This window comes from Halomonas sp. R57-5, assembly GCF_900070345.1.
Classification (GTDB): Bacteria; Pseudomonadota; Gammaproteobacteria; order Pseudomonadales; family Halomonadaceae; genus Vreelandella; species Vreelandella ventosae_B.
Map to the genome: position 1 here is coordinate 693,416 of NZ_LN813019.1, position 25,322 is coordinate 718,737.

The following is a 25,322-nucleotide window of genomic DNA, read 5'->3' on the forward strand; positions in this document are numbered from 1 at the left end:
ATTGCTAACTGGGTATCTAGGCTGACAGCGAGGGCTGCGTTGCACTAGACTAACTCAAACACACACAGGAGGCGCTTTATGAGCACCCCACTGGATCCGATCATCAGCGAATTTGAGACGCAGGAGCAGTCAGACAGCTATCAACGCTGGTTCCGCGAGAGCGTACAAGCCAGCCTGGATGATCCCAGGCCTTCAATTCCCCACGATGACGTGATGGGTGAAATGCGTGAACTGATCGCTAAACGTCGCGATGCTGCTAGTGGAGTGGCGCCCCCAAGCCCGCGAATCGTTGTTGTGGGCGATCCCTACGCCGCCGAAGCACTTTATCAAGCCATTGAAGAAGCGACCGAGGCGCTACCACAGCATCCCTATTTGTACCGCCCAGGGCGAGTTGTCGGTATGCGTGAAGCCGTGGTCCACCCCAACTATATCGTGGTTTACCGTTTAGCATCAGGCTGTATTGAGATAGTTAACGTCCTGCACGCACGCCAGGAATATCCCTAGCTCGTTCCTCTTTAGCAGACGCTTGAACCGCATCCGCCAGCATATCGGCGGTAATCGCAGAGAGCGTCCAGCCCAGGTGGCCGTGGCCGGTGTTGTAGAACACGGTGGGCAGCTTGCCGCGGCCAACCTTGGGTAGCATGTTAGGCAGCATCGGGCGTAAGCCTGCCCAGGGCACCACGCGGCGGGTGCTGACGCCCGGGAAGCACTCTTCCACCCAGCGGATTAGCGGGCGGATGCGGTTGTCGCGGATATCGCGATTAAAGCCGTTAAATTCGGCGGTACCGGCGATGCGGAAGCGCTCATCCCCAAGGCGGCTGGTGACCAGCTTGGTTTCATCATCCAGCAGGCTGACCGTTGGAGCGGCCTGTTGAGAGGCAGCATCGTCAAGCTGCACGGTAATCGAATAGCCTTTAACCGGGTAGATATTGACCCGGTCGCCTAGCTTGGCAGCCAGAGCACGGCTGCCCACCCCGGCGCATACGACTACGCTATCAAAGGTTTCGCGCACCGGTTCACCACCGAGATCGGTAATATCATCGGCAGTGACCCAGGCGTGCTGCTCATCCGCGCCGATATCCTGCACGTTGTGGCCATAGTTAAGTGTTACGCCGCGTCGTTCAGCGGCTTGCGCTAGGCCATGGGTAAACTTATGAATATCACCGGTGGCGTCGCTTTCGGTGAAGAATCCACCGTAGTAGTTGCCCGCCAGGGTGGGTTCGATGGCGCGCATTTCTTCGGGCGTCACCGGTTGTCGCTCCAATCCGCCTTTGCTGAGTAGTTGCGATACTTTGGCGGCGTGTTCATAGCCCGCTTTATCGCGATAGATATGTAGAATACCTTTCTGCTTTAAATCGAAATCGATCTGCTCTTCCTGCGCCCACTGGAACAGGTGCTCGCGTGCGGCAATGGCCAGCCGTGCGGTCTCGGTGGTGTTGGCGGAGTAGCGAGGGATTGAGGCGATAAATTCGCCAAACCAACTGAGTTTGTGCCAGCTTGGGCGGGGGTTAACTAGCAGCGGTGCGTCGTTTCTCAGCATCCAGCGCAGGCCTTTGATTACCGTCGGCCAGTGGTTCCATACTTCGGCGTTTGACGCCGAGAGCTGACCGCCGTTGGCAAAGGATGTTTCCATCGCCGCGTAGCGATGCTTTTCAAAGACGGTGACGTCATAGCCACGTTTAGCCAGGGCGTAGGCGCTGGTAATGCCGGTAATACCACCACCGATAACGGCAATGCGTTGCATAACTCTCTCCAGATTGTATGAGCGTCGGGAATCCCACCTAACGGCGTAAGCTGCTGGGCGTACCCCTTCCGTCATGGAACCTGAGAGATTCACGCACCCGTTGGGTGCGCTTGCTCCTTCGGTGGGCTGAGTGACGCAGTCATCAGCCGCTCTTCGGAAAGCGAGGGTGATAGCGGTCCGGTTGCCTGAGAGTTTCCGGGGCAGTTGCTCCTTCGGCGCTGGCGTCATCGTGATAGCTGTCAGATGCGTCAAGCTCTCCCGCTACTACCTTGTTACTTATTGCCTTTAACACTGTCAGTTGTAACGTGACTATTTTTAGCATGGAAGTCGACTAAGGTCGTGAACGCTTATTCCACGGGGCTTATTCCAAGGGCTTAGCACGCTCGATGATCGCCGCGCAATCCAGCCCGGTGGGCAGCGTGCCTGTATTGAGACCACTGCGCTCAGCTAGTCGCCCAGCGCAAAATGCATCGGCCACATAGGAGGGGGCGTGCTGTACCAGCAGGGCGCCCTGTAACGCCAGGGCCATGCTGTCCGCCAACTGGCGGGCGCGGTATTGAAGCGCTTGGGTATTCTGCATCGCCCGCTGTAAGTGGTGAATAAAGCGGTCAAGATGCCCGTCGGCGCCTTGCGCTTTGGCAAGTTCGGCGAAGTAGGCATCGAGCACTTCAGGCTGCTTTTCAATCGCGCGTAGGATATCCAGGCACTGAACGTTGCCACTGCCTTCCCAAATGGCATTAATGGGCGATTCACGGAATAGGCGCGGCATTATATGAGTTTCCATGACGCCGCTACCGCCGATGACTTCCATCGCTTCATAGGCGTGATGGGGCGTGCGTTTACAGATCCAGTACTTGCCGACCGGCGTGGCAATGCGAGCAAGCAAGCGCTCGTGCTCGTTGTCTTGCTGATCCATCGCTCGGGCCATGCGCAGCATCAGGGTAGTCGCGGCTTCGCTCTCAATGGCCAGGTCGGCGAGCACGTTTTGCATCAGTGGCTGCTCGCTCAAGCGTGCCCCGAAGGCATGTCGATGAGAGGCATGGTGAATTGCCTGGGCAGTGGCCTGACGCATCCCCGCCGCGGAGCCAATCATGCAGTCGTAGCGGGTCATGGCCACCATCTCAATAATGGTGCGCACACCGCGGCCTTCATCGCCCACCATCCAGGCAAAGGCGCCTCGCAGTTCCGTTTCACTGGATGCATTCGCCACGTTGCCCATTTTGCGTTTTAGTTGCTGGATGTGGAGCGGATTTTTAGTGCCATCGGGCCGCCAGCGTGGCAGCAAAAAACAGCTCAAGCCGCCAGGCGCTTGGGCGAGTACCAGGAAAGCGTCGCACATCGGCGCGGAGACAAACCACTTATGCCCCACCAGCTCAAAAGCCCCACCCGGACCGCCTTGATCAATCGGGTAGGCGCGTGTGGTGTTAAGCCGCACATCGGAGCCACCCTGCTTCTCGGTCATCGCCATGCCGAGGGTAACGCCCTGTTTTTCGAAATAGGGCACGTTGCGTGGGTCGTAATGGGGCGCAGTGATTTTATCACCCCATTGTTCAAGCAAGCTGGGCTGATGGCGTAATGCAGGCAGGGCAGCAAATGTCATGGTGATCGGGCAGCCGTGCGCCGCTTCCACCTGAGTGTTGAGATAGTAGTTGGCGGCGCGCGTAACATGGGCGCCCGGCTGAGGGTTTCGCCAAGGGCTAGCATGCAAGCCGTGCTCTACCGCCGTTTGCATAAGCTGATGATAGGCCGGATGAAACTCGATCAAATCGACCCGATGGCCTTGTCGGTCATGGGTTACCAGCTGCGGTGAATGGCGGTTGGCGTCAAACCCCAAAGCAATCGCCTCGGCGGAGCCAGCCCACTGACCAAATGCCTTGAGTGAGGTGTCGTCAGTAACCCCTTCGCGTTTAACGCCTTCCAGAAGCGCACGATCAGCTGTGTAGCTGTTGTAATTCTCCAGCGCGAGAGGCTGGTTTTCCACCCGGTGTGTGTTGGCTTGGAGTTGGTCGGCAAGCGGGTAGTGGTGAGTCATGGTCATAACCTAGCGCGTAGCGACGGTAATTGTGTTTATTTAAACGAACGTTTTATAGTTCTTATGATAGTTGCTTGGCAGGAAAGACGCTAAAAATTGAAGGCCAAGGGGCGCGGGATTTTGTGCTGCTTTGCTCAGTCAGCGTATTTAACCGACAATGCTGCTTATCCTTCTCATTATTGAGTACTATCAATGCAAGCAAACGCGATGCAGGCAAACGGCTTTTTTGACGAAATCGGCCAGACTATCGGCGAAGCCATCCGTGTGGTGGTTGAGTTTCTGTTAGGTATTTTCACCAATTTTTTTGGCGCGTTTGGTGATTTTATCGATGGCCTAACTAGGTCTTTGGGGATCAACGATTCGTTTTTCAGCATTGCCGTCTTAGTGATTGGACTGCTGATCCTGTGGGGCGGTTTGCGCGCGTTTCTGCGCGGCTCGCTGCTAGGCGGTATTGTGCGTACCGTGTTAGGGCTGTTTATTCTTTCGTGGTTGATGATGTAGGCACACAGAGAGGAGTAGTAAATGAAGCAATATGCATTGGTCGCCTACGACTACACCGATGAGGGCGCCTTGGACCGCCGCTTGGCTTGTCGCGAGCCACACCTGGAAGGCCTACGTACCCTCTATCGGTCAGGTAATTTCGTCAGTGGCGGGGTGATTCTCAACGATGAAGGTAAAATGATTGGCTCAAATGCCCATTTCAGATTTACTACGCGAGAAGATTTAGAGGCTTGGTTAGCGCAAGAGCCTTATATGACTGAGCGTGTGTGGGAACAGGTCGATATACGCGAAGTTAAACTATTTGACCCCTCTGTTTAGCCCTTCTATCTAGTAAGACGAGCGAGCCTGGGGTTTGTTTATAAAATTGTTATAAAAAATGCCCATAGGTAAAAAATCGGTTAGTGGAATCAAAAATGCTTCAGTTGCTGCTCTAGCGCAAAAATATGCGCATCTTCCGCGCCCAGCTCGCGTAGCGCGATGGCTAGATTCACTAAGTACTCGCGGTTGGGGCCGCTGGGGCCATGGGCGTTGGCAATTTGCTGAGCGATCTCGGCAAGCGGCGCCTCGCCCAGAAAGGCAGGGTTATCATCGCTGGCCAAGTAGATAAGCCCTTCACTCTGTTCTGTCCCGTTGCCATTGTCATCAACAAAGGTCAGCGGTACTTTTTCCCGCAAATAACCGTTTTTCTCCCGCACATCCAGTGGTGCCAGCACTTCTGGGGTAATGCGGTAGGCCATGCCGTGGCAAATCGAATCCTGGGSGCGAACCAGTGTCGCCACACGGCCAGGTGCTTCAGGGGTGCCGCGGTGGTCGTGGGAGGCCTGCCAAAATCGACGCTCCCAGCCGTGAATATAAGCCGGGCGGCGCTCCAAGTAGGCAAAGTCAGCCTTCCAAATCAGGGAGCCGTAGCCAAACAGCCATATAGCCGCCTGACCCTCGAAGAAGTTTCTTTGCTGATTTAAGGCAGTGGTGTCAAACATCAGTATCAAGCATCATGTTCTCGGCGTATTTGTTCCAACGTCCATCTTATCATGTCATTGACGATTACTTGGGAGACAGACATGCGCGCGATTTTTCTGGTCGATAATGGCTCCCTGCGGCCCCAGGCAACGCTCAATTTACGCCGTGTGGCGGCTTCGCTTAGCGAGCTTATTGGTGAAACCGTGCAGGCGGCTTCGCTGCTGCACTCTAATAAGATTCCCGCAGAAGAGGTGGGGGGGATTCCCGCTACAACGCTTGGCCCCGCCGCAGAGCACAGCGCCGAGCAGGGGGCAACGGAAATCATTATCCTGCCGTTCTTTTTCGGCCCCAGCAAAGCGCTGACGGGTTACCTGCCTGAACGCATGGCAACTATGCAGGAGCGGTTCCCCCACGTGAAGGTGCGGGTGGCCCAGCCCTTGGTGGATGAGTTCGGGGGTAATGACCTGCGTTTGGCCCACCTGCTGGCCGATAACGTGCGCGACCAGCTTCGACCAGGTTCCAAGCCTCACGTGGCGTTGGTGGATCACGGTAGCCCGATTCCCGAAGTCACCGCCGTACGAAACCGCCTGGCGGGGCAACTTAGTGTACTGCTTGGCGATGACGTCGCCTGTGTTGCCGCTGCCTCCATGGAGCGCCGCGAGGGCGATGAGTACCGCTTTAACGAACCGCTGCTGGAAAACTTGCTAGTGACACCCGAGTTCAAGGCAGGCCCGGTGATCCTGGCGATGCTGTTTCTTTCACCAGGGCGCCACGCCGGGGAGGGCGGCGATATTGCCGAAATTTGTGCCGCCGCTGAACAGCAGCATCCAGGGCTCTCCGTTACCACGACCCAACTGGTGGGAGAGCACCACGGAATTGTCGATATTTTACACTCGCGATTGCGCCAAGCGATTGATGATCAACGCTTTCTGCTCGATATCCCGGCCATCGCCTGATATGACTAAAGTCTGATGGGTGAATACCCGCCCAATAGCGCGTAGAATCGCGAGCCTTTCTATTACTGTTAATGACACGCTAACCGGGCTCCTTTTGTGATCGCAACCGCCAATATCACCATGCAGTTTGGGGCCAAGCCCCTGTTTGAAAATGTCTCCGTTAAATTCAATAACGGCAACCGTTACGGCCTGATCGGCGCGAACGGCTGTGGCAAATCCACCTTTATGAAAATTCTCGGTGGCGATTTGGAGCCCTCTTCCGGCCAGGTGATGCTGGATAGCAGTACGCGGTTGGGTAAGCTGCGTCAGGATCAGTTCGCGTTTGAAAATGAGCGGGTGATCGATACCGTGATCATGGGCAATGTAGAACTCTGGTCAGTCGCGGCCGAACGGGAACGTATTTATTCGCTGGCGGAGATGAGCGAAGAGGACGGCATGGCCGTCGCCGATTTGGAAGTACGCTTTGCCGAGCTCGACGGTTATACGGCTGAACCCCGCGCGGGGGAGCTGTTACTGGGCCTGGGGATTCCCATTGAGCAACACACCGGCCCGATGAGCGAAGTCTCACCGGGTTGGAAGCTACGGGTGCTGCTGGCTCAGGCGCTGTTCTCAGACCCGGACGTGCTGCTACTGGATGAGCCTACCAACCACCTGGATATCAACACTATCCGCTGGCTGGAAGATATTCTTAAAGCGCGCAGCAGCACCATGATCATCATCTCCCACGACCGTCACTTCCTGAACAGCGTCTGCACCCATATGGCGGATCTGGATTACGGCGAAATTACCCTGTTCCCGGGTAACTACGATGATTACATGACCGCCGCCACCGCGGTCCGAGAGCGTCAGCACTCGGACAACGCCAAGAAGAAAGCCCAGATTGCCGAGCTGCAGCAGTTCGTTAGCCGCTTCTCCGCTAACGCCTCGAAGGCCAAACAGGCCACGTCTAGGGCGCGTCAAATCGACAAAATCAAGCTGGAAGATATCAAGCCCTCAAGCCGGGTCAGTCCCTTTATCCGCTTTGATCAGGCCAAGAAGATCCACCGCAACGCCGTTAATGTGGATGGCATTACCAAGGCTTATAACGGCGAGAAGGCATTGTTCGAACGTTTATCCATGACCGTGGAAGCCGGTGAGCGCATTGCCATCATCGGCCCCAACGGCATCGGCAAAACAACGCTGCTGAAAACCCTGGCGGGCGAGTTGCACCCGGATGCTGGCGAAGTGAAGTGGACCGAAGCCGCTGAGGTGGGTGTTTTTGCTCAGGATCACAGCGACGACTTTGCCGTCGACGCCACGCTTTTTGAGTGGATGTCGGCCTGGACTCAAGGTGGTGAGCAGGTGGTTCGCGGTGCTCTGGGGCGGATGCTGTTTTCCAGCGACGATATTGGTAAATCGGTGAAGGTCATTTCCGGTGGCGAGCAGGGGCGCATGCTGTTCGGTAAGTTAATCCTTACTCAGCCCAACGTAATGCTGATGGATGAGCCGACGAACCACCTGGATATGGAGTCGATTGAGGCGTTGAACCTGGCCCTGGAGAACTACCCCGGCACGCTGCTGTTTGTGAGCCACGACCGCGAGTTCGTTTCATCGCTAGCCACGCGCATTATTGATATGCAGCCGGAGGGCATCATCGATTTCAGCGGCAGCTACGATGACTACCTGCGTAGCCAGGGAGTCGTATAAACCAGGCATCGCTAAGGCTACTCGCCAATGATCTGGGCGTAAGTTTCTTCTGTTGCCACATCGTGACTGGTATCCAGCACATTGGCATTGAATAACGTCGCCGCTTCCTTGGCAAGTTCAACAAAAATAACTACTTGCTGGTTTCGGCGTTTACGCAAAGGAGGCTTAACGATCAAACTGATACCTTTGATCGTTTCACTGGCGCCCTCTCTAAAAAGATCGGGCAGTTCGCCGGGTAAAAATGCGTTGGCGATGGTAATTGGGTTAGCGGGCTGCTGCCCGTTAATCAAGAATACTTTTTTGAGCGAGTCGTAATGGGCGCCTTTTTCACGCAACCACTCGGTTAGGCGCTCATCTGAACTTTCATTAGGCTGATCAAAAATTATAAACAGCGAGTGCTGTTTCACCGTTTTGCTGGACTTGGCAGGTTTGGACGGCTCAGGTTCTTCAGGGCTATCCGTTGGTGAAGATGTTGGATTAGCGGCTTTGGCTATTGCATCCGCGCGTTTTTTTCGCCGCCTCCGCCGCCAAGGCACAATCACATAAATAAATATCGCCGTTGCCAGTGCGCCTAATACCAGCGACGCGAAGGCTAATAGTATTATGGTGGTGGTGCGATCCATAGTCTCAAAACCCTTTGTTTTTTAATTAGCACTCAGGCGTTATTTAAGCGAACAATGCTGGCATTGAGCGCCAGTGCAAGTGCTACCCAGAGCCAGTAAGGCACCATTAACCATGCGGCTAGCGTGCTTACTTGGTAAAACAGTGTGATGGCGATAGTAATTAACGCCAGTAACACCACAATATCTACCAGCGCAGCGACAATCTGCTTGCGGCCAAAGAACAGCCACGACCAGGCTGCATTGACTAAAAGTTGCAACGCGTAAACCGCTAAGCTTGCGGTACGCCATACCGATGCGTCGGCCATATATATCCGCCATGCGGCGATCGCCATTAATAAGTACAGTATGCCCCAAGCAATAGGGAAGGCGATATCCGGCGGAGTCCAGGTGGGTTTACGCAGTTCACGGTACCAGCCATCCGGCCGAAAGCGCGCGCCGGTGCTGGCCGTAAGGCCAACAAGCAGTAGAGAGACCAGCAGCGCTAATAGCGAACCAAACATTGATCACCTGTCTGTTCATACGAAAGAATCAATAGCCTAGCAGTGTTTTACAATGGGCAGATATAAAAAAGCATCACCGAAGTGATGCTTTTCCAACGTAAGGGAGTAACAGCAATAGTCGTGTGCTGTTTAACTCATACGGTCATAGCCATTATCCATAAATGGATAGTCGGTGTATCCCTTCTCATCACCGCCATAGAACGTTTCGTGATTCGGCTCGGTGAGCGGTGCTTTAACGCGGAAGCGCTCGGGTAGATCGGGGTTAGCAATGTAGGGGCGGCCGAAAGCCACTGCATCGGTAGTGTTTTCGCTAATGCGGGCCTCAGCGCGCTCTGCATCGTAGTTACCGCAGTAGATCAGGCTACCGCTAAAGCGCTCACGCATCTGCTCACGAAAACCGTCAGGGAAGGTGATATCGCCACCGGCCCAGTTGGGCTCGTTCAGGTGCAGATAGGCCAACCCACGCTTTGAAAGCTGCTCAGCCATGTAGAACGCCATCGCTTCCGGCTCATCGTCGGTCAAACCAAACAGTTCGATAAACGGCGTCATGCGTATGCCAACCCGGTCAGCACCGTAAACGTCAATCACCGCATCAACCACTTCCAGCGGGAAGCGAGCACGGTTTTCCAGTGAACCGCCGTACTGGTCGGTACGCTTGTTGGTACCCGTCGCCAGGAACTGGTTAAGCAAGTAGGCGTTCGCGGCGTGGACTTCGACCATATCGAAACCAGCACGCTTGGCGCGTTCGGCCGCTTGGCGATAGTCTGCAACAATGCCGGGGATCTCGTCGGTTTCCAGCGCGCGGGGCGTGCTGGTGGGGTGCTGGCCAGCGGTGCCGTCTTCAAACTCTACGAAACACTGGGCGCCTTCGCCTTTCAAGGCACTCGGTGCTACCGGCTGTTGGCCGTCAGGTTGAACCATTTCGTGAGAAACTCGCCCAACGTGCCMCAGTTGCAGAGCAATACGGCCACCTTTGGCGTGTACTGCGTCAACAACGCCTTTCCAGCCTGTTTCCTGCTCATCCGTCCAAATACCGGGTGTATACACATAGCCCCGGGCAGTGGGAGAGATGTTGGTGGCTTCGCTGATGATCAGCCCCGCTCCTGCGCGCTGACCGTAATAAGCTTCCTGCATCTTACCCGGTACGCTATCTGGCGTACGTGAACGAGTCAGTGGCGCCATAATGACGCGGTTAGGAATCGATAGGCTGCCCAGTTGGAGGGGAGTAAACAGTGTTTCGAAAGCCATCAATTAAGCTCCTTTTGAATGCTTCGATGAAATAGTACGCACAAGAATAGACCAGTTTACTAGTTAGTGCCAGCCAGATATTTTTAAACGTATTTATGCGCTAGATAACCTTTTATGTGGCATCCAAACTCGCGATCTCTCTGGTACTCTTGCTGCTTATTACCAAGGATGTTGTTGATAGCATGTTAAAAAACGCCCCTCAGCGCCGCCCTTATCAGGTGGCGGAAACCATTAAATGCTGGATCGTGGACAGGCACCTAAAGCCGGGTGACCGGCTACCTAGCGAGTCGGAGCTGATGGAGACCCTGCAGGTGTCGAAAGGGACGGTACGTGAGAGCACGCGAGTACTGGAAGCCCAGGGGTTGGTTGAAACTCGCACAGGGCCCGGAGGTGGCGCTTTTGTGCGTGAGATGAGCGAGGCCAAAGCGGTATCGCTATTAAGCAATTACCTGTTTTTCAAAGAGATCTCAATCAAAGATATCTACCAGATACGCTTGGCGTTAGAGCCTGAACTAGCCGCTTCGTTAGCGGGGAACGTGGCTGCCAGCGATATGACACGCTTACGTGAAAGCCTGCATAGTTACGCAGACCCGGCGGACGATAGTGAGACTGAGCGCCAGCAACATCTTGATTCGCTGCATTTCCACCTAATGCTCGCTGAACTGGCCGGTGGCAATCAGCTGCTGACATTTATTATCCGCTTCACCATACAGGTGCTCTCAGATCTGACGATTTATCACCGTCTCTATGAGCCCGTTACCCACGATTTAGGACAGACTGGCTGTCGCTATCATGCAGAAATTTTGGATGCCATTGAGCTTGGCGATGCCGAAAGCGCCTATAACATCATGCGCGAGCATATGCTTGATGCCCAACAAGTGATGAATCAGCAGGAGGCTCAGGTACGTCGAGGCTTTTTACCTGAGCCACTAACGTAACGGGCTGAGGGCGGAAAACGCTATGGACGTGGCAGCTGCTGTAAAAATGCCATGATCACTCGCGTCGCGACTTCGCCGTCTTCGGCGGTAATAGCTTCGTCTGGGTGGTGGCTAAGCCCATCTTTACAGCGTACAAACAGCATGCCGATATCGGTTAATGCCTGCATCGCTAAGCCATCATGCCCAGCGCCGCTAAACATTCGCTCTGCCGGTTGGCCAACCTGGGTGCACGCCTGTTCGAGGGCGGTCATCATCCAATCGGCACAGGCCACCGCATCGGCGCTGTAGGTGTTTTCAATATTAATGGTTAATCCGCGGCGTTTCGCCACTGTCTCCAACGCTGCTTTTACGGCTTCCCTTCCATATTGGCGAGTCGCCGACTCTGGAGAGCGTAACTCTACCGTGAACGTTACCAGGGCGGGAATCACATTGACCGCGTTGGGATGGACATTGAGTCTGCCCACCACGCCGACCAACTCATCGGTATTCTGCAGTACGCTATCGATAGCAAGCACAATTTCCGCCGCGCCGACTAGCGCGTCATGACGTATGCCCATCGGTGTAGTGCCTGCGTGTCCGGCCTTGCCGCTTAGCGTGACTTGGTGGCGTTCAATGCCTGTTAAAGCCGTAACGATCCCCACGGCATGATCGCGCTGTTCTAGGATTGGCCCTTGTTCAATATGTACTTCTAAAAACCCCAGCGTGTTGGCAGGTTCGCGGGCGTTAGCGGGAATGTCCTCAGGCGTGCAACCGAAGGCTATTAATGCCTCTCGCAGAGAGATTCCCTCGGCATCCTGGGCTTCCAGTTGGTCGGGTGTCACGCTCCCCGCCAGCGCTTTACTGCCGACCAGCGTGGTCGGGAAGCGCACCCCTTCTTCGTCGCCAAATGCGACCACTTCTACCCCGAATGGCAGCGTCACGCCTTCGCGTTTAAGCGCCTCCAAGGCCAATAGCGGTAGGGCCACGCCTAGCATGCCATCGTATTTGCCCCCTTCTATTACTGAATCTTGATGAGATCCCATAATGAAGGTTTTCTCACCCGCTTGAGCTTTGGGGCAGCGACCCACAAGATTGCCAGCGGCATCCAGTTGGGGAGTAAGCCCCGCGTGTTCCATCCAGCGGCTGATTAGCGGCAGCACCTGACGATGCGCCTGGGAACAAAACAGACGCGTGACGCCGGGGCCTGGCTCAGAGTATTGGGCTGCTTCGTCAAGGCGGTCGATTAATGTCTTTCCCAACTCGCCTTGGTTAAAAGCAGTGCGAATAACCGTGTTGGTCATAAACTCTCCGATAGGCGCTGGCACAGGTTGCCAGCAACAGAGTAGACATCCTTTTAGCGCAGCGGCAGTTGGCGCCAAAAGGCTTGAAAGTCGTTGGCCATAAACTGGTCGGCTAACGACCGCAGTGCGCCCACGACGTTTTCCGACCAGTCGACGCGCAAATCGATAGGTGCTTGATGAAATGACTCAATACGCAGCGCTGCCGAGCGGGCACCGCGCCTATCGCCACCTGCGATTAGGGCGGCATCCAGTGCGCCAATGAGATGCTCAAGTAGGTGTTGATCGTGAGGGATAGGGTAGCGGGGTGTTTCTAGGCGTTGGATGGCCGCTTCGCTATTCTCAGCGCTAAGCGTTAAAAATTGCTCTGCCAATACCTGCACGACTTCGGCACTCTGCAGCATGTTGCCAACGGCAGCGACACTGGGAAAGCAGGTTTCAGCCACTTCAAGCACATTCTCTGCACCTGAGTGTACCGATGACCGACCTTGAGCATCCATCACCAAGCATTGGCGCAGCGCTGAGTCGTTATCCTCACTAACGGTGACGCCAAGTGCCTGCTGAGCACTGGCGCCAGCAGCAAGTGCTTTGTATGCCCGAGCTGGATACCACGGGTTGGTAAAGCGCCCTTGGGTGACGCATGCCCCAGTGCCTCGCCAACAGTGATGCACATAGCCTCCCACCGCCACTCCGCCTGTAGCGGTGATGGCCGCGACGGTGCCTGTGGCAGGATTGCAATGAACGAGAGAAAGCGTCATCGCGGTTTCCTATGTTGTTCAGTAACCCACCAAGTGGCCAATCACCAACCCTACCCAGGCTAATACATACACCAACGCCATAAAGGGCATAATCGCCTTCAACCACTGGGCGTATGAGACGCGACCTAGCGCCAGCATGGCGAGTGTGCCGCCAGACGTGGGAACAATCAGGTTCGTTAAACCGTCGCCGACTTGGAATGCAGTGATCATCAGTTGACGGCTCATACCCACAAGATCGGCCACTGGAATCAGAATGGGCATTGTCACCAGTGCCTGACCGGAACCGGAAGGTATGAAGAGGTTGATAATACCCTGCACCACACTGGCCATAATCGCGGAAAATATTGACGGAATGCCGTCGATCATGGCGCTCAGCGAGTTAACGATAGTGTCAATAATCACTGCTTGCTCAAGGATGACCTGAATAGAGGCCGCCACTCCGATCACCAGCGCGCCTGCGGTTACGCTGGCAGCACCCTCCATCATCTGTTTAACAATACCGTTGGCCGATAGGCCGTTTAAGGCGCCAATGATGATCGCCAGGAGCAGGAAAGTACCTGCAATTTCATTGATATACCAACCGCGAGTGAACACGCCAATGAGCATAGCGACCAGACCACCCACGAACACGACCATGGTCAGAATGTTGCGCTTGGTGAGAGAGTATTCGCTAAGCGGTTTGCTCAGTGCTTCCGCGTTATCCGGCTCTTTAAACTCCATTTTGACGACGCGTTTGCAGATATACAGCGAGAGCAGTGCCAGTGACGAAAGCACCAGCAACGTACGCAGCCAAGCGCCAGAGAAGGTCGGCAGTTCCGCGATACCTTGAGCAACCCCAACGGTATAGGGATTGATGGGCGAGAGTGCAAAACCGATCCCGATACCACCGACGGCCATAGCAGTACCCACCAAACTGGAGCAGCCAATGGCACTGGCGATGAGTACCGCAATGGGGACTAATGCAATGTTGTTTTCAAACCCGACGGCGACACCAAAAAAGCCGTAGATAAAGGTACCGACGACAATAATCACGTTACGCCGCTCAACGCCAACACGATTAACCGCTACGCCGATCGCGTTCTCTAACGCACCGGTCTTTTGCAAAATATGAAACAGACCACCGGCGATAAAGACGATAAATAGATACTGCGAGGCGGAGATAAGCCCTTCAGGAATCGCCACAAAAATATTGAAAAGGGGGATATTGGCAACGTCTTCCAAGTAGGCAAAAGAGCCCGGCACCACCACCGTTCGGCCATCTTGGGTAACTCGTTCAAATTCACCGGCGGGGATAATAAAGGTCAGAAAATAGGTAGCAACCAGAATAATAAAGATTAGCACCATGGGGKCGGGAACAGCCTGATACCACTTTTTACGCGAGCCAGAGGCTGTCGCGGTTTGTTGTTCAGCCATGAGGATACCCTTTTTTGTGATGTGTCTCAGCGTTGACGCTCGTTGGCGCCTCACTTTGAATTTATCATGATAAATAGCAGGGTCAAGCAAGGCTGAATTTTCAAACGGCAGGAACACGCCGATTAGACCGATTTGGAGGCCTTAATCGCACGCTTGTTTGTGGAAAAGGGAATTAACGTCGTTGCCAAGGCCAGCGCCGTTTGGCAGGAGTGTCGATCTGCTGGAGCGCACTAGAGAGTGGCAACATAATGGCACCCAGTTGGCGATAGCAGATCGAGCTGCTGAGCACCCCTGGGCACTGTTTGAGTAGCAGCTCGCACTGTTGCGAGGCGATATAGAGCTGTTCGGTGACGGCTGGGGCGAACAGCGGTTTGGCTTGTTGGCAGCAGCGAGTGAGCTCCCGCGCCAGCATGGAAAGCATGCTGGTATCCATCCAGCAGGGCAGCGGGTCTTCCAGGCGGCCAGCAATAGAGTGCTGAACCGCTTCAAAAGAGGTGCGCAAAAATATCAACGTTTGGCGAAGTTGGCGCTGCTCACTGGTCATAGTGCTTACCTTTACCTCAAGTGATCGTCACCTCATATAGATGAGAGAGCTAAAAATAGTGTTTCTCATTTGCATCTGTGATGACGATAGCGCTACTCCATCGAGCTGTCAATACTGTGACTATAAGGCGCAAGATCCTATGAGCGCGCCTCAAACAGCTGCCAGTCGTTATTGGTCAGCGGTGTGGCTCCGCTTTCAGTCACCACCACAGTGTCGCTTATTCCTACGCCCCACTGACCAGGTACGCGCAGGCAGAGCGGCAGGTGAAACACCATATTGGCTTCGAAGGTGCGGTTCTGACCTTTGGCGATAAAGCCGGTGCCCTCCACCCAGCTAGGTGGAAACTGCGCACCCACGGCGTAACCAAATACACCGGAGAAGAAATACTGGTCGCGCTGAGGTGCGAGCAGGGCGTCGGCAGCCTGGGCGGCGGCATCAAAGGTGTTGCCAGGCCGCATGGCGCTGCACAGCGCTTCAAAAATTGAGCGGCATAGATCCCGGGTAGCGGAGAGAGCTGGGCTTGGTACGCCTGTTACCGCGGTGCGCATCATGGGGGCGGTGTAGCGTTGATAAGCGGCGCCAAACTCTAAGAAAACCGGCTCATTGGCCTGGATAACACGCCGTTTATGGTTGACGTGAATCACGCCAATGCGGTGCCCGCTGGTCACAATGGGCTGCAGACTCATAAACTCGCTGCCATTTTCAAGAAGGGCCTTGGCACCCGCGGCGGCAATTGCGTTATCGGTCATGCCGGGGCGAATGCTCTGTATGGCGATCTCTAAACCTAGGGCGGTTATGCGTGCGCTCTCTTGCAGCATCTCCAGTTCAGCAGGGCTTTTAACAATTCTGATGGCATCGACTAGCGCGCCTGCTTCGCTAAAGCGTTCACGGCCAATGGTCTGCATCAGCGCATCAATGACGCCAAAGCGTAGCCCGCTGCTCCAGCCATCAATACCGATTTTTTGGCAAGGGGTAAGCAGATCTGCCAAAGGGGTGATGATTTCATCCAGGTTTTCCCAGCGATAGCCGATGATCTCATCCACTCGGGCGGTGACCACTGCAGCACCGGTTTCAATCGAGGCGACTTGCAGTACTAACCGCTCTTGGGTGCAGACCAGGCAGGCGTGCACCGAGACTTCAAAGGTGTGATAGCCGGTGAGGTAATTGATATCGGCGGGGTCGGTGAGCAGCAACGCGTCTAGCGTTTGCTGTGCCATGGCCTGACGAACCTTTGCCAAGCGCGTTTCGTACTCAGCCGCGGGAAAGGGCAGTTCACTCTGAGCAAGTGTTTCCGCCAGGGCTTCGCGGTAGTGGTGATAATCCATAGCGACCTCCATTGATGGCTATGGACAGTATAGGCATCTGCCGGAAGCTCGCTTTGCTCTTCCTCAACGCTAACGGGTGAGCAGAAATACCCCTTGCAGTAAGTAGAAAACCCCAATACCGGTCACGATCCAGCGGGTCCAGGTGCGGAAGTTGGCATCGGTGAGGCGATGTAAAATGCGGTTGCCGGTGTGGGTGCCAAAGATCGCAAACGGCGCCGCTAGCAGCACAATGCCCCATTCGCCCGCGCTAAGCGCCATGGCGGCGCCAAGATAAAAGATAATTTTAATACTGTGAGCCACTACCTGAATCATCGCCTTGGTGGCCACTACTTGGCGGCGATCCATATGCGAGCGCACAAAGAAAATATCAATCAGCGGCCCGGAAACCCCCGCGGCAATGGTTAAACCACCGGAGGCGATGCCACAGCAAAGGGCGTGACTGGCGCGGTTGGCATCCAGGTGAAACCAGCGCTTGGGTATCCATACCAGAATCGGCATTAGGCCAATCAACAGCGATACGCTGGCGGCATTAGGGCTGTAGTTAAACAGCAGCAGTAAGCCCGCGGCACTCAGCACACCCAACGTCATAAAGGCGACAATACGCCAGACAATAAAGCGCCGCGATAGCCATGCTCGTGATCCATTCGCGGTGAGCTGGATAACGCCGTGTACCGCCATCGCCGTGCCTGCGGGAAAGATCAGCAGCAGAAACCACAGCAGTACCAAACCGCCCGCCATGCCAAACACACCCGACAGCATCGAGGTGAAAAACACCACGCTAACAAAAGCAATGCCTATCCATAAGCTCATAACGCTCTTCCTTGCTCTTGCTTACTCGTTCTTAACTACGACAAAACGGCCAGACCTGATAAAACTTGCGGCACTGAAACTCTGCTTCACAGCTGTTGAGCTGTGATTGATAGCGGTTAGCGCGGGACGCTACTTGCCTGCCTGCACTCAATACCTGAGGCTTGCCACGGTAAGTGCCTCGTTGGTAACCGCCCGCGCCTTCGTGGTAAGCATAATAAAGGTGCTCAGGGTTGCTTAGCGATATCCCCGCCTGCTGCTGGGAGCGGCGGTTGTACCAGCCAATAAAATCGGTGGCGTGCTTCATATGGGTACGCCGGGCAAATAGGCTGCCCGCTTGATCCTCGTACTCCTCCCAAACCGGGTCTTGGGCCTGGGCGTAGCCTTTGGCAGAAGAGGGGCGGGGGCCGGGAATAAAGCCTAGATAGTATTTGCGATCAGGACGGATATGACTGCGAAACGATGACTCCTGCTGAATAAAAGACATCTGGGTGGCGATGGGTGTGCCCCATTTTTCCTCAGACTCCCTTGCGTAGTCGTACCAGCTCGGCTGCTCGCGAAATATCTCGCAGATATTGCTTTGATCCTGGGGCGGGTTGGGGGCAAAGGTGGCGCAGCCAGAGAGGAGGAGCACGAAGCTCAGCGTTACCCACAGGCGTAGCTTAGCGACAGACGACGAGATGAGAGGTGAGGGGCTAGCGGTTAAAGCAGCAGTAAAACCATCAACAGGGTGACGCATAAAATGTCCTTGTGGATAAGCCCTTCTAAACAAGAGCCTATGAATAAGTTATTGATAGCCTGTGGATAAGCTGTGAGTTTTATTATTGAACAAAAGAGGTGACGCAACCCCCCCTCACGCCTATCGCAGCAGTGCCTCCAGGCAGCGACGTAGCCGCTGTGCCTCACGCACCAAGGTTTCACCCGAGAGCATGCCAACGCCCATCACGAGCCCCGAACGTGAGTCACCCTTCGCGCAGACCGGGCTCAGTGGGCGGACAATCAAATGCTCTTTTAACAGCGTGTGAGCAATCTGTACGTCGTTGATAGGCGACTCAAACTCCACGCATAGGCTAATGGCGCTGCTCGGCGGCGAGACGCTGCGCACCTGGGGCAGCGAGCTTAGCTGGCCATGCATCACCTGCTGGCGACCTAAGTAATCGCGTTGAATGCGTCGACACCAGGCATCCAAATCGCCATCAAAAATAAACTGCGCCAGTACGGCTTGATCCAGCATGCGCCCTTCGCGGAAAAGCTCACTGCGCAGACGGTTCATCGGCCCGGCTAAATGGKGGGGGACGACTAGATAGCCTAAGCGCAGCCCAGGAAACATCATCTTGGAAAACGAGCCCACCAGCAAGTGGCGCTCGGAGTTTGGGTCGAAGAGCAGGTTAGCGTGGTCGTCGCGGTTGAACTCGTAATCATCCTCGACAATATAAGTGGGCGCTAAGGCGTCGCATAAGCGCTGTTTATCCATCGCGCTGGTGGGCACGCTGAGAGGGTAGTGGTGCGAGCCGGTCAGGTAGGCCAGTTTGACTGGACCATGATATGAAGGCAGCGAATGCCCCTGGTCGGGGTGCCACGCTACCGGTTCGATTTCCAACCCTACAGCGGTAAATACGTTGCGCGCCCCCCAGTAGCAGGGCGACTCCATGGCCACGGTGTCGCCCACATCGGCCAGCGCCATGGCGCATAGTTCAATACCGTTATGGGTACCATCGGTGATGATGATCTGCTCAGTGTCGCAGTTAATATTGCGCCAGCGTGCCAAAAAATCGCGTATCGCACGCTTTAACGGCCCGTAGCCACCGGTGGAATAGGAGAGCAGCAGGGCGTTTTGTGGCACGGTAACGCTGGCATAGAGCTGCCGCCATTTACGCATCGGGAACTGGGCGATATCGGGAATACCCGGTACGAAGGCACCGCTTTGAATCATGCTCGCGCCGGGGCCATCCAGCACCCGTTGGGCGCGAGAGGAGAGCTGTGCATTGCCACGCAGGGGAGGGCTTGGCGTAATAGGACGGCACGTCCAGGTGCCTTGGCCATGGGCGGTTTTAAGCAGTGCTTCTTCGAGCAGGGTATGAATCGCCAGCGCCAGGGTTTGACGGGCAACACCGAGGGCATCCGCCAACTGGCGGTGAGAGGGGAGCCGCAGTCCGGAAGGCCACTGCTGGGTAATGGCTTGTCGCAAGGCCTGCTCAATACGCACCTGCTTACTCAACCGCTCCGGTTGGAGTGCATAAAGTTGTACAAGTTGGTGCACGACCTCCTTTCGATCCATCTGGATGCCTCCTTAATCCCGCTTAACCCGCTAGCAGCGGGCTCTTAGACGAAAGCAGTATGAAAATATTGCACCCTTTCGGTGCGTCTAAAAAGTGGTCTAGTCGAACGCAAAAGTGGTGCATTCGCGTTTTCGCTCCCGCCTGCTAGCGTGTTGCTATTCTGTTTAACAAGCCCGTTTAAAAAGCGAGGCCGCTAAAACAGGACCAGGATACTGCGCCCCTGAGCGCCTACGACAACATCCAATAACTCGCAGGACATTTACAATGACTACACCCTCATCAGAACAGGAAGGGCTCGTCCGGGTACTGGCCCGTGGCGATGTACTAGCGCTGGCTTTCGGCGCGATGATCGGCTGGGGCTGGATTGTACTCACCGGTACCGCGATTCAATCCGCCGGTAGTCTAGGCGCCATTATAGCGTTTATTATCGGCGGCTTAGCGATTGTCTTKGTTGGGCTTACCTATGCAGAGCTTGCCGCTGCGATGCCCAAAGTGGGTGGCGAGCACGTTTACAGCTACCGCGCTTTAGGTCACTTGCCCTCCTTCTTATGCACCTGGGCGATTATTTTGGGCTACTTGAGCGTGGTGGCCTTTGAAGCCGTTGCCTTGCCCACGGTGATCGAGCACCTGGCGCCTAACTACGCCGTTGGTCATCTATGGACGATTGCCGGGTGGGAAGTGAAAGCCACTTGGGTAGCGGTTGGCGTAGGCGGCTCGCTGGCCATGATGGTGATCAACTACTTCGGCGTGACCACTGCTGCGCTGCTACAGAAGGTCGTCACCGGGTTGATTCTGCTGGTGGGGGTGATGTTTGTCACTGGTTCGCTATTTGAAGGCGAAACCATCAATATGATGCCGCTCTTCACCCAGGCCGATAGCGGCGTGTTCGCAGGTATTGTGGCGGTACTGGTGATGGTGCCGTTCCTGTTTGTGGGCTTTGACGTTATTCCCCAGGCGGCAGAAGAGATCAACCTGCCCTATAAAGCCATCGGCAAAGTGCTGATGATGTCGGTCATTCTGGCGGTGGTGTGGTACGCGCTGATTATTCTGGCCACCAGTCTTGCGCTGAATAGCGATGAGTTAGCGGCAAGCTCGCTTAGCGTGCCGGATGCCATGGGCAGCCTGTTTAACGCCTCGTGGGCCAGTAACCTAATGGTCATGGCGGGTATTGCGGGCATTATCACTAGCTGGAACGCCTTCTATATTGGCGGCTCCCGGGCGATTTATGCCCTCGCTAAGGCAGGCATGCTGCCAGCCCCCTTTGCCAAGCTGCACCCACGCTACAAAACGCCCACTAACGCCATCTTTATGATGGGCTTTCTCTCCTGTCTGGCGCCTTTCTTTGGCCGCCCTGCACTGGTGTGGATCGTTAACGCCGGTGGTTTAGGCATCGTGTTGGCCTACCTGTTTGTGGCGATCTCCTTTGTGGTGCTGCGGGTGCGCGAGCCAGACATGCCGCGCCCGTTCAAGGTTAGCAACGGTAAGTTGTGCGGCACTCTGGCGATCATTCTCTCTTTCGCAATGGCGTGCCTCTACCTGCCCGGTAGCCCCGCGGCACTTAGCGGCGCTGAATGGACCATCTTTGCCGGCTGGGCCGTATTAGGCCTCGCGTTATATGTTCACGCACTGCGCACTTATGGCCGTGATTACAGCGACCGTCATATGAAAGTTGACCTGTAAGTTGTCCACCGAGACTTAAGGAGCCTCTTATGAGCTTTATCGAACAGTGGTTGCACGACGGCGTCCCTGCCCTGATTGGCACTGAATGGCGTACAGGCAAGCAGAGCTTTGCGGTAGATAACCCCGCCACCGGTGAAACGATTGCCCGGGTGGCCGATATGGACGCCGACGATACCCGTGACGCCGTGGCTGCGGCCTACAACGCCGGTGCTGCCTGGCGAGCCACGCCAGTCAAGCAGCGCTCTGCGCTGATGCGCCGCTGGTTTGACCTGGTCATTGAGCACGCCGACGACTTGGCCCGCCTAATGACCTTGGAGCAGGGCAAGCCGTTGGCAGAAGCCAAAGGCGAAGTGATCTACGGTGCGTCGTTTATTGAGTTTTTCGCCGAAGAGGCCAAGCGCATGGCAGGGGAAACCCTGCCCAGCCACGGCGCGGATAAGCGCCTGCTGGTACTGCGCGAGCCGATCGGTGTGGTGGCGGCGATTACCCCGTGGAACTTCCCGCTAGCGATGATTACTCGTAAGTGCGCCCCGGCCCTGGCCGCTGGCTGCACCGTGGTTATCAAACCCGCAGAAGCTACGCCGTTAACGGCGCTAGCCGCTGCTTACCTGGCGCTGGAGGCGGGTCTGCCTGCGGGCACCATTAACGTTATTACCGCGTCAGCACCGGCAGCGGTAGGTGAAGTGCTTACTACTGATCCGCGGGTGCGTAAAGTCTCGTTTACCGGATCTACTCCGGTGGGTAAGCACTTACTTGCCCAGTGCGCTAGCACGGTGAAGAAAACCGCCATGGAGCTGGGTGGCAACGCGCCGTTTATCGTTTTTGACGACGCCGATGTAGATGCCGCTGTTGATGGCGCCATTGCCTCCAAATTCCGTAACGCCGGGCAAACCTGTGTTTGCACCAACCGCTTTTTGGTTCAGGACGGCATTTACGACGCGTTCGTTAGCAAGCTGACCGAGCGAGTGAGCGCGCTAAACGTAGGTGACGGCCTGGCGGAAGGCAGCATCATCGGCCCGCTGATCAATCAAGCGGCGGTGGACAAGGTTAAGCGCCATGTCGATGACGCGTTGAACCAAGGCGCGCGGCTGCTCTGCGGTGGCAAACCCCATGCAGCGGGCGAGCGCTTCTTCACTCCCACGGTGCTGGCGGACGTCACCACTAAAATGGCGGTGGCTGATGAAGAGACCTTTGGCCCGGTCGCGCCGGTGTTCCGCTTCCAGCGCGATGAAGAAGCTATCGCCATGGCCAACGATACGCCGTTTGGTTTGGCGGCCTACTTCTACTCCACTGACTACCGCCGCATCTGGCACACCATGGAGCAGTTGGAGTACGGCATGGTCGGCGTTAATGAAGGGTTGATCTCCACCGAGCTGGCGCCGTTTGGCGGCGTAAAAGAGTCCGGGCTGGGACGTGAAGGCTCACACCACGGTCTCGATGAGTTTACTGAACTGAAATACGTCTGCGTTGGCGGCCTTTAAAGAGAACGATGATGACTAACCAAGAATTAAATGATCTGAAAAACCGCTATGTGGCCAACGGGGCCGCCACGCCAACCACCCAGTTTGCCGAGCGCGCTGAAAACGCCGAGCTGTGGGACGCCGACGGCAACCGCTGGATCGACTTCGCGGGCGGTATCGGCGTGCTGAATCTGGGCCATCGCCACCCGAAAATTGTCGCCGCGGTTGAAGCGCAGCTTAAGAAAGTTATGCACACCAGCGCCGCGGTAATCTCCTACGCTCCCTACGTGCAGCTGTGTCAAAAGCTGTGTGAATTGAGCCCGGTGCGCGGCCCCGAGCGTAAGGCGATGCTGGTCAACACCGGTGCCGAAGCGCTGGAAAATGCCGTGAAGATTGCCCGCGCTGCCACTGGCCGCACCGGCATCATCACCTTCGACGGTGCCTTCCACGGCCGTACCATGATGACTCTGGCGATGACCGGCAAGGTGCTACCCTACAAGAACGACTTCGGCCCGATGCCGGGCGATGTGTTCCGCGCACCGTTCCCCAACCCGCTGCACGGCATCAGCGAAGAGGCGTCCCTTGAAGCCATCCGCACGCTGTTCAAGACCGATATCGCCCCGCACCGCACGGCGGCCATCGTGATTGAGCCGGTTCAAGGTGAAGGCGGCTTCTATATTGCGTCACCGGATTACCTTAAAGCGCTGCGCGCCCTGTGTGACGAACACGGCATTCTGCTGATCGCTGATGAAGTGCAGTCCGGCTTTGCACGCACCGGCAAGCTGTTTGCCCTGGAACATAGCGGTATCGAAGCGGATATTCTGACTACAGCCAAGAGCCTGGCCAACGGAATGCCGCTCTCGGCCGTTGTTGGTAGCGCCAAGGTAATGGATGCCTCCGGCCCCAACTCGCTAGGCGGCACCTACAGCGGCAACCCGCTCTCTTGTGCAGCGGCGCTGGCGGTGATCGAGGTGATCGAAGAGGAGAATATTCTTGAGCGCAGCGAGCAGATGGGCAAGATGCTGGCCGAGCGTTTCGCGGTATGGGAAGAGCGTTTCCCCGCCGTGGCCCACGGCCGCCAACTAGGCGCCATGGCGGCGTTCGAATTGCTCGATAGCGAAGGAAACCCCGATACAACGCTCACCGGTGCGCTCTGTGCCAAAGCCCGCGAGAAAGGCCTGATCCTGCTTTCCTGCGGCTTCTACGGCAACAGCATTCGGATTTTGGTGCCGCTGACGGTTTCTTCTGCGGTATTGGAAGAGGGCTTGAGCATTATCGAACAGTCCTTGGAGGCGCTTAGCTAATACTCAGCTTTAAGAGCCAACAAGCCCGCCATCGTCAAACAGCGAAAGCTGTTGGCGATGGGCGGGTTTTTTGTGCGTTGAAAGCCCAAAGCTGAGATAGTCAGTCGCACTAAGCGCCCTGTGCTAAGCTGGATTTGGTAGGGTGGATGAGAAAAATAGCAAGACAGATGGCCTTCCAATGTGGAGGTGCTGGCAAATGCAGCAGAAGCGCGAGTTTTGGATATGCAGCCTGGAAAAATCATAGGTTTGGAAGAGTTTGGCAGGCTGCATTGTTCGGACAATCATGCCAAATCCTCCATTCAATGATAGAAAGCGCTACCTAATGCCTGTTAGATAAATTGTTCCGTAGTTCCAAAACTAAGGAGAAAATCATGACCGAATGCATCCGCTGCTCAATCGAGGCAACCCACATCCTTGTAAATTACAACCACAGCATTCTTGGAGATGGCGAAGTTTATTGCAGCGATCACGCCTTCAAAGATGGAAGAGAAGAATGTCCCTGCTGTGATGACTATTGGATTGAATTCGATGGTGAAGAATTCTTACCAACATATCCAGCGGGTACCTTAGATGGTGAGGGGTGTTGTTCGGATCACCCATAGTCTAACGAGTGTTTCAAATCGTTCGCTCCGCTCACTGTGGCAGGCTAAAGCCTGTCCCTTAACCAAAGCGTTAGCTGTAAAAGGAAATTCGAATATGGATCATAGGCACGTAGCTGTAGGAGGTGATTTCAATAGGATTTTTGACCATAACGACTATTTAGCAATGATAAGCATCCCTGATGAAGCGACCTGTATTCTAAGGGGGCACCTAATACTAGAGGAAGTTTTAAACCTATGGTCTAGCAAAGTGACTAACACAGAAGACCTATATGCCGGTATCTTCGTTTCTTTTAAAACAAAGCTGGTAGTATCGAGAAACCTTGGCATTAGCGAAGAGCTTTTCACCGTTCTCGATAAGGTAAACGATATTCGAAATAAATTCTCACATCGTAAGGGCTACCAGCTTGAGAAGTCACAGATCGAATCGCTAAAAAATAGAGTCGATGATGTGGTTGAATCTGCAAAGGTGCAGAAATGCGAAACTTTTCACGTGTTTGTAGGTGGTAAAGATGAAAATGGAAACCCCAAGGAGATAACTTATACATGGGAAAATTCCGACAACCGAGTAAAGTTTGCGTTAGTTTTTGTCATTCTAATGCTCAAACTTACACACTGGATTCAAAGCGAGTTTAATAGTCGAGGCATTACTTACACCATCGTATCCACCGAAAACAGCTAACAAAGT

General features: G+C 55.2%; 25 protein-coding genes and 1 riboswitch. Of the genes, 11 read left to right on the forward strand and 14 right to left on the reverse strand.

Annotated features, from left to right (window positions below; all coding sequences use genetic code 11):
- Positions 1 to 78: 78 nt before the first annotated feature.
- On the forward strand, positions 79 to 504 hold the full coding sequence (gene relB, locus HALO_RS03135; protein ID WP_197671973.1) for a type II toxin-antitoxin system RelB family antitoxin: 426 nt from the start codon (positions 79 to 81) through the stop codon (positions 502 to 504).
- Here relB and HALO_RS03140 read toward each other — a convergent pair.
- Together HALO_RS03140 and HALO_RS03145 are read right to left on the reverse strand one after the other, a co-directional pair.
- Positions 470 to 1,819 (reverse strand): D-amino acid dehydrogenase, encoded by a 1,350-nt coding sequence (locus tag HALO_RS03140; protein ID WP_327050256.1) that lies wholly within the window; start codon positions 1,817 to 1,819, stop codon positions 470 to 472. The two genes, relB and HALO_RS03140, sit on opposite strands and share 35 nt — an antisense overlap.
- A gap of 88 nt (positions 1,820 to 1,907) precedes the next feature.
- Positions 1,908 to 2,015, reverse strand: a riboswitch (glycine riboswitch).
- Between the two features lie 90 nt (positions 2,016 to 2,105).
- Entirely contained in the window at positions 2,106 to 3,776 is a 1,671-nt protein-coding gene (locus HALO_RS03145; protein WP_035581081.1) for an isovaleryl-CoA dehydrogenase, read from the reverse strand.
- Between the two features lie 207 nt (positions 3,777 to 3,983).
- Here HALO_RS03145 and HALO_RS03150 point away from each other — a divergent pair, with 207 nt between their 5' ends.
- Both HALO_RS03150 and HALO_RS03155 read left to right on the forward strand, forming a co-directional pair.
- Positions 3,984 to 4,277 carry a hypothetical protein gene (locus tag HALO_RS03150; protein WP_035583546.1) on the forward strand — a complete coding sequence of 98 codons (294 nt, stop codon included), beginning with the start codon at positions 3,984 to 3,986 and terminating at the stop codon, positions 4,275 to 4,277.
- 21 nt (positions 4,278 to 4,298) lie between these two features.
- Positions 4,299 to 4,595, forward strand: coding sequence for a YciI family protein (locus tag HALO_RS03155; protein WP_035581078.1), 297 nt, complete (start codon positions 4,299 to 4,301; stop codon positions 4,593 to 4,595).
- Between the two features lie 89 nt (positions 4,596 to 4,684).
- On the opposite strand, the gene HALO_RS03160 is transcribed toward HALO_RS03155, so the two are convergent.
- Positions 4,685 to 5,257 carry a gamma-glutamylcyclotransferase gene (locus HALO_RS03160; RefSeq protein WP_050713023.1) on the reverse strand — a complete coding sequence of 191 codons (573 nt, stop codon included), beginning with the start codon at positions 5,255 to 5,257 and terminating at the stop codon, positions 4,685 to 4,687.
- Positions 5,258 to 5,338: 81 nt separating this feature from the next.
- Between HALO_RS03160 and HALO_RS03165 the strand changes: the two genes are divergently transcribed.
- Both HALO_RS03165 and HALO_RS03170 read left to right on the forward strand, forming a co-directional pair.
- Positions 5,339 to 6,193 (forward strand): sirohydrochlorin chelatase, encoded by an 855-nt coding sequence (locus HALO_RS03165; RefSeq protein ID WP_035581072.1) that lies wholly within the window; start codon positions 5,339 to 5,341, stop codon positions 6,191 to 6,193.
- Positions 6,194 to 6,289: 96 nt separating this feature from the next.
- Positions 6,290 to 7,879 carry an ABC-F family ATPase gene (locus HALO_RS03170; protein WP_035581069.1) on the forward strand — a complete coding sequence of 530 codons (1,590 nt, stop codon included), beginning with the start codon at positions 6,290 to 6,292 and terminating at the stop codon, positions 7,877 to 7,879.
- 17 nt (positions 7,880 to 7,896) lie between these two features.
- Here the strand turns inward: HALO_RS03170 and HALO_RS03175 are convergent, their stop codons facing one another.
- The 3 genes from HALO_RS03175 to HALO_RS03185 all read right to left on the reverse strand — a co-directional run bounded on the left by HALO_RS03175 (position 7,897) and on the right by HALO_RS03185 (position 10,250).
- On the reverse strand, positions 7,897 to 8,502 hold the full coding sequence (locus HALO_RS03175) for a cell division protein ZipA C-terminal FtsZ-binding domain-containing protein (protein ID WP_035581066.1): 606 nt from the start codon (positions 8,500 to 8,502) through the stop codon (positions 7,897 to 7,899).
- Between the two features lie 32 nt (positions 8,503 to 8,534).
- On the reverse strand, positions 8,535 to 9,002 hold the full coding sequence (locus tag HALO_RS03180; protein WP_035581063.1) for a TspO/MBR family protein: 468 nt from the start codon (positions 9,000 to 9,002) through the stop codon (positions 8,535 to 8,537).
- 129 nt (positions 9,003 to 9,131) lie between these two features.
- The gene (locus HALO_RS03185; RefSeq protein WP_050713024.1) at positions 9,132 to 10,250 is read right to left on the reverse strand and encodes an alkene reductase; all 1,119 of its coding nucleotides are present in this window, start codon (positions 10,248 to 10,250) and stop codon (positions 9,132 to 9,134) included.
- Between the two features lie 182 nt (positions 10,251 to 10,432).
- Between HALO_RS03185 and HALO_RS03190 the strand changes: the two genes are divergently transcribed.
- Positions 10,433 to 11,188 carry a FadR/GntR family transcriptional regulator gene (locus HALO_RS03190; protein WP_035581058.1) on the forward strand — a complete coding sequence of 252 codons (756 nt, stop codon included), beginning with the start codon at positions 10,433 to 10,435 and terminating at the stop codon, positions 11,186 to 11,188.
- A 20-nt stretch (positions 11,189 to 11,208) separates the two neighbouring features.
- Here the strand turns inward: HALO_RS03190 and HALO_RS03195 are convergent, their stop codons facing one another.
- From HALO_RS03195 to HALO_RS03230, 8 genes are all read right to left on the reverse strand, one after another.
- Positions 11,209 to 12,468: an allantoate amidohydrolase gene (locus tag HALO_RS03195; protein WP_081899097.1), complete on the reverse strand. Its 1,260-nt coding sequence runs from the start codon at positions 12,466 to 12,468 to the stop codon at positions 11,209 to 11,211.
- 53 nt (positions 12,469 to 12,521) lie between these two features.
- Complete coding sequence (locus HALO_RS03200; protein WP_035581055.1) at positions 12,522 to 13,223, reverse strand: DUF1028 domain-containing protein; 702 nt, start codon at positions 13,221 to 13,223, stop codon at positions 12,522 to 12,524.
- A gap of 18 nt (positions 13,224 to 13,241) precedes the next feature.
- Positions 13,242 to 14,636, reverse strand: a complete 1,395-nt coding sequence (locus tag HALO_RS03205; protein ID WP_050713025.1) for a YfcC family protein — start codon at positions 14,634 to 14,636, stop codon at positions 13,242 to 13,244.
- 172 nt (positions 14,637 to 14,808) lie between these two features.
- Positions 14,809 to 15,180, reverse strand: a complete 372-nt coding sequence (locus HALO_RS03210; RefSeq protein ID WP_035581049.1) for a hypothetical protein — start codon at positions 15,178 to 15,180, stop codon at positions 14,809 to 14,811.
- Between the two features lie 137 nt (positions 15,181 to 15,317).
- Positions 15,318 to 16,505 (reverse strand): M24 family metallopeptidase, encoded by a 1,188-nt coding sequence (locus HALO_RS03215; protein ID WP_035581045.1) that lies wholly within the window; start codon positions 16,503 to 16,505, stop codon positions 15,318 to 15,320.
- 69 nt (positions 16,506 to 16,574) lie between these two features.
- Positions 16,575 to 17,315 (reverse strand): sulfite exporter TauE/SafE family protein, encoded by a 741-nt coding sequence (locus HALO_RS03220; RefSeq protein WP_035581042.1) that lies wholly within the window; start codon positions 17,313 to 17,315, stop codon positions 16,575 to 16,577.
- Between the two features lie 31 nt (positions 17,316 to 17,346).
- Entirely contained in the window at positions 17,347 to 18,051 is a 705-nt protein-coding gene (locus HALO_RS03225) for a transglycosylase SLT domain-containing protein (protein ID WP_197671975.1), read from the reverse strand.
- A gap of 120 nt (positions 18,052 to 18,171) precedes the next feature.
- Positions 18,172 to 19,590 (reverse strand): aminotransferase-like domain-containing protein, encoded by a 1,419-nt coding sequence (locus tag HALO_RS03230; RefSeq protein WP_050713026.1) that lies wholly within the window; start codon positions 19,588 to 19,590, stop codon positions 18,172 to 18,174.
- Positions 19,591 to 19,855: 265 nt separating this feature from the next.
- Between HALO_RS03230 and HALO_RS03235 the strand changes: the two genes are divergently transcribed.
- From HALO_RS03235 to HALO_RS03250, 5 genes are all read left to right on the forward strand, one after another.
- Positions 19,856 to 21,271 (forward strand): APC family permease, encoded by a 1,416-nt coding sequence (locus tag HALO_RS03235; RefSeq protein ID WP_050713027.1) that lies wholly within the window; start codon positions 19,856 to 19,858, stop codon positions 21,269 to 21,271.
- A gap of 29 nt (positions 21,272 to 21,300) precedes the next feature.
- Positions 21,301 to 22,752, forward strand: a complete 1,452-nt coding sequence (locus HALO_RS03240; RefSeq protein WP_035581033.1) for an NAD-dependent succinate-semialdehyde dehydrogenase — start codon at positions 21,301 to 21,303, stop codon at positions 22,750 to 22,752.
- A gap of 11 nt (positions 22,753 to 22,763) precedes the next feature.
- The gene (gabT, locus tag HALO_RS03245; RefSeq protein WP_035581030.1) at positions 22,764 to 24,035 is read left to right on the forward strand and encodes a 4-aminobutyrate--2-oxoglutarate transaminase; all 1,272 of its coding nucleotides are present in this window, start codon (positions 22,764 to 22,766) and stop codon (positions 24,033 to 24,035) included.
- Between the two features lie 371 nt (positions 24,036 to 24,406).
- Complete coding sequence (locus HALO_RS23030) at positions 24,407 to 24,637, forward strand: hypothetical protein (RefSeq protein WP_152561136.1); 231 nt, start codon at positions 24,407 to 24,409, stop codon at positions 24,635 to 24,637.
- A gap of 94 nt (positions 24,638 to 24,731) precedes the next feature.
- Positions 24,732 to 25,316, forward strand: coding sequence for a hypothetical protein (locus HALO_RS03250; protein WP_035581027.1), 585 nt, complete (start codon positions 24,732 to 24,734; stop codon positions 25,314 to 25,316).
- Positions 25,317 to 25,322 lie beyond the last annotated feature (6 nt).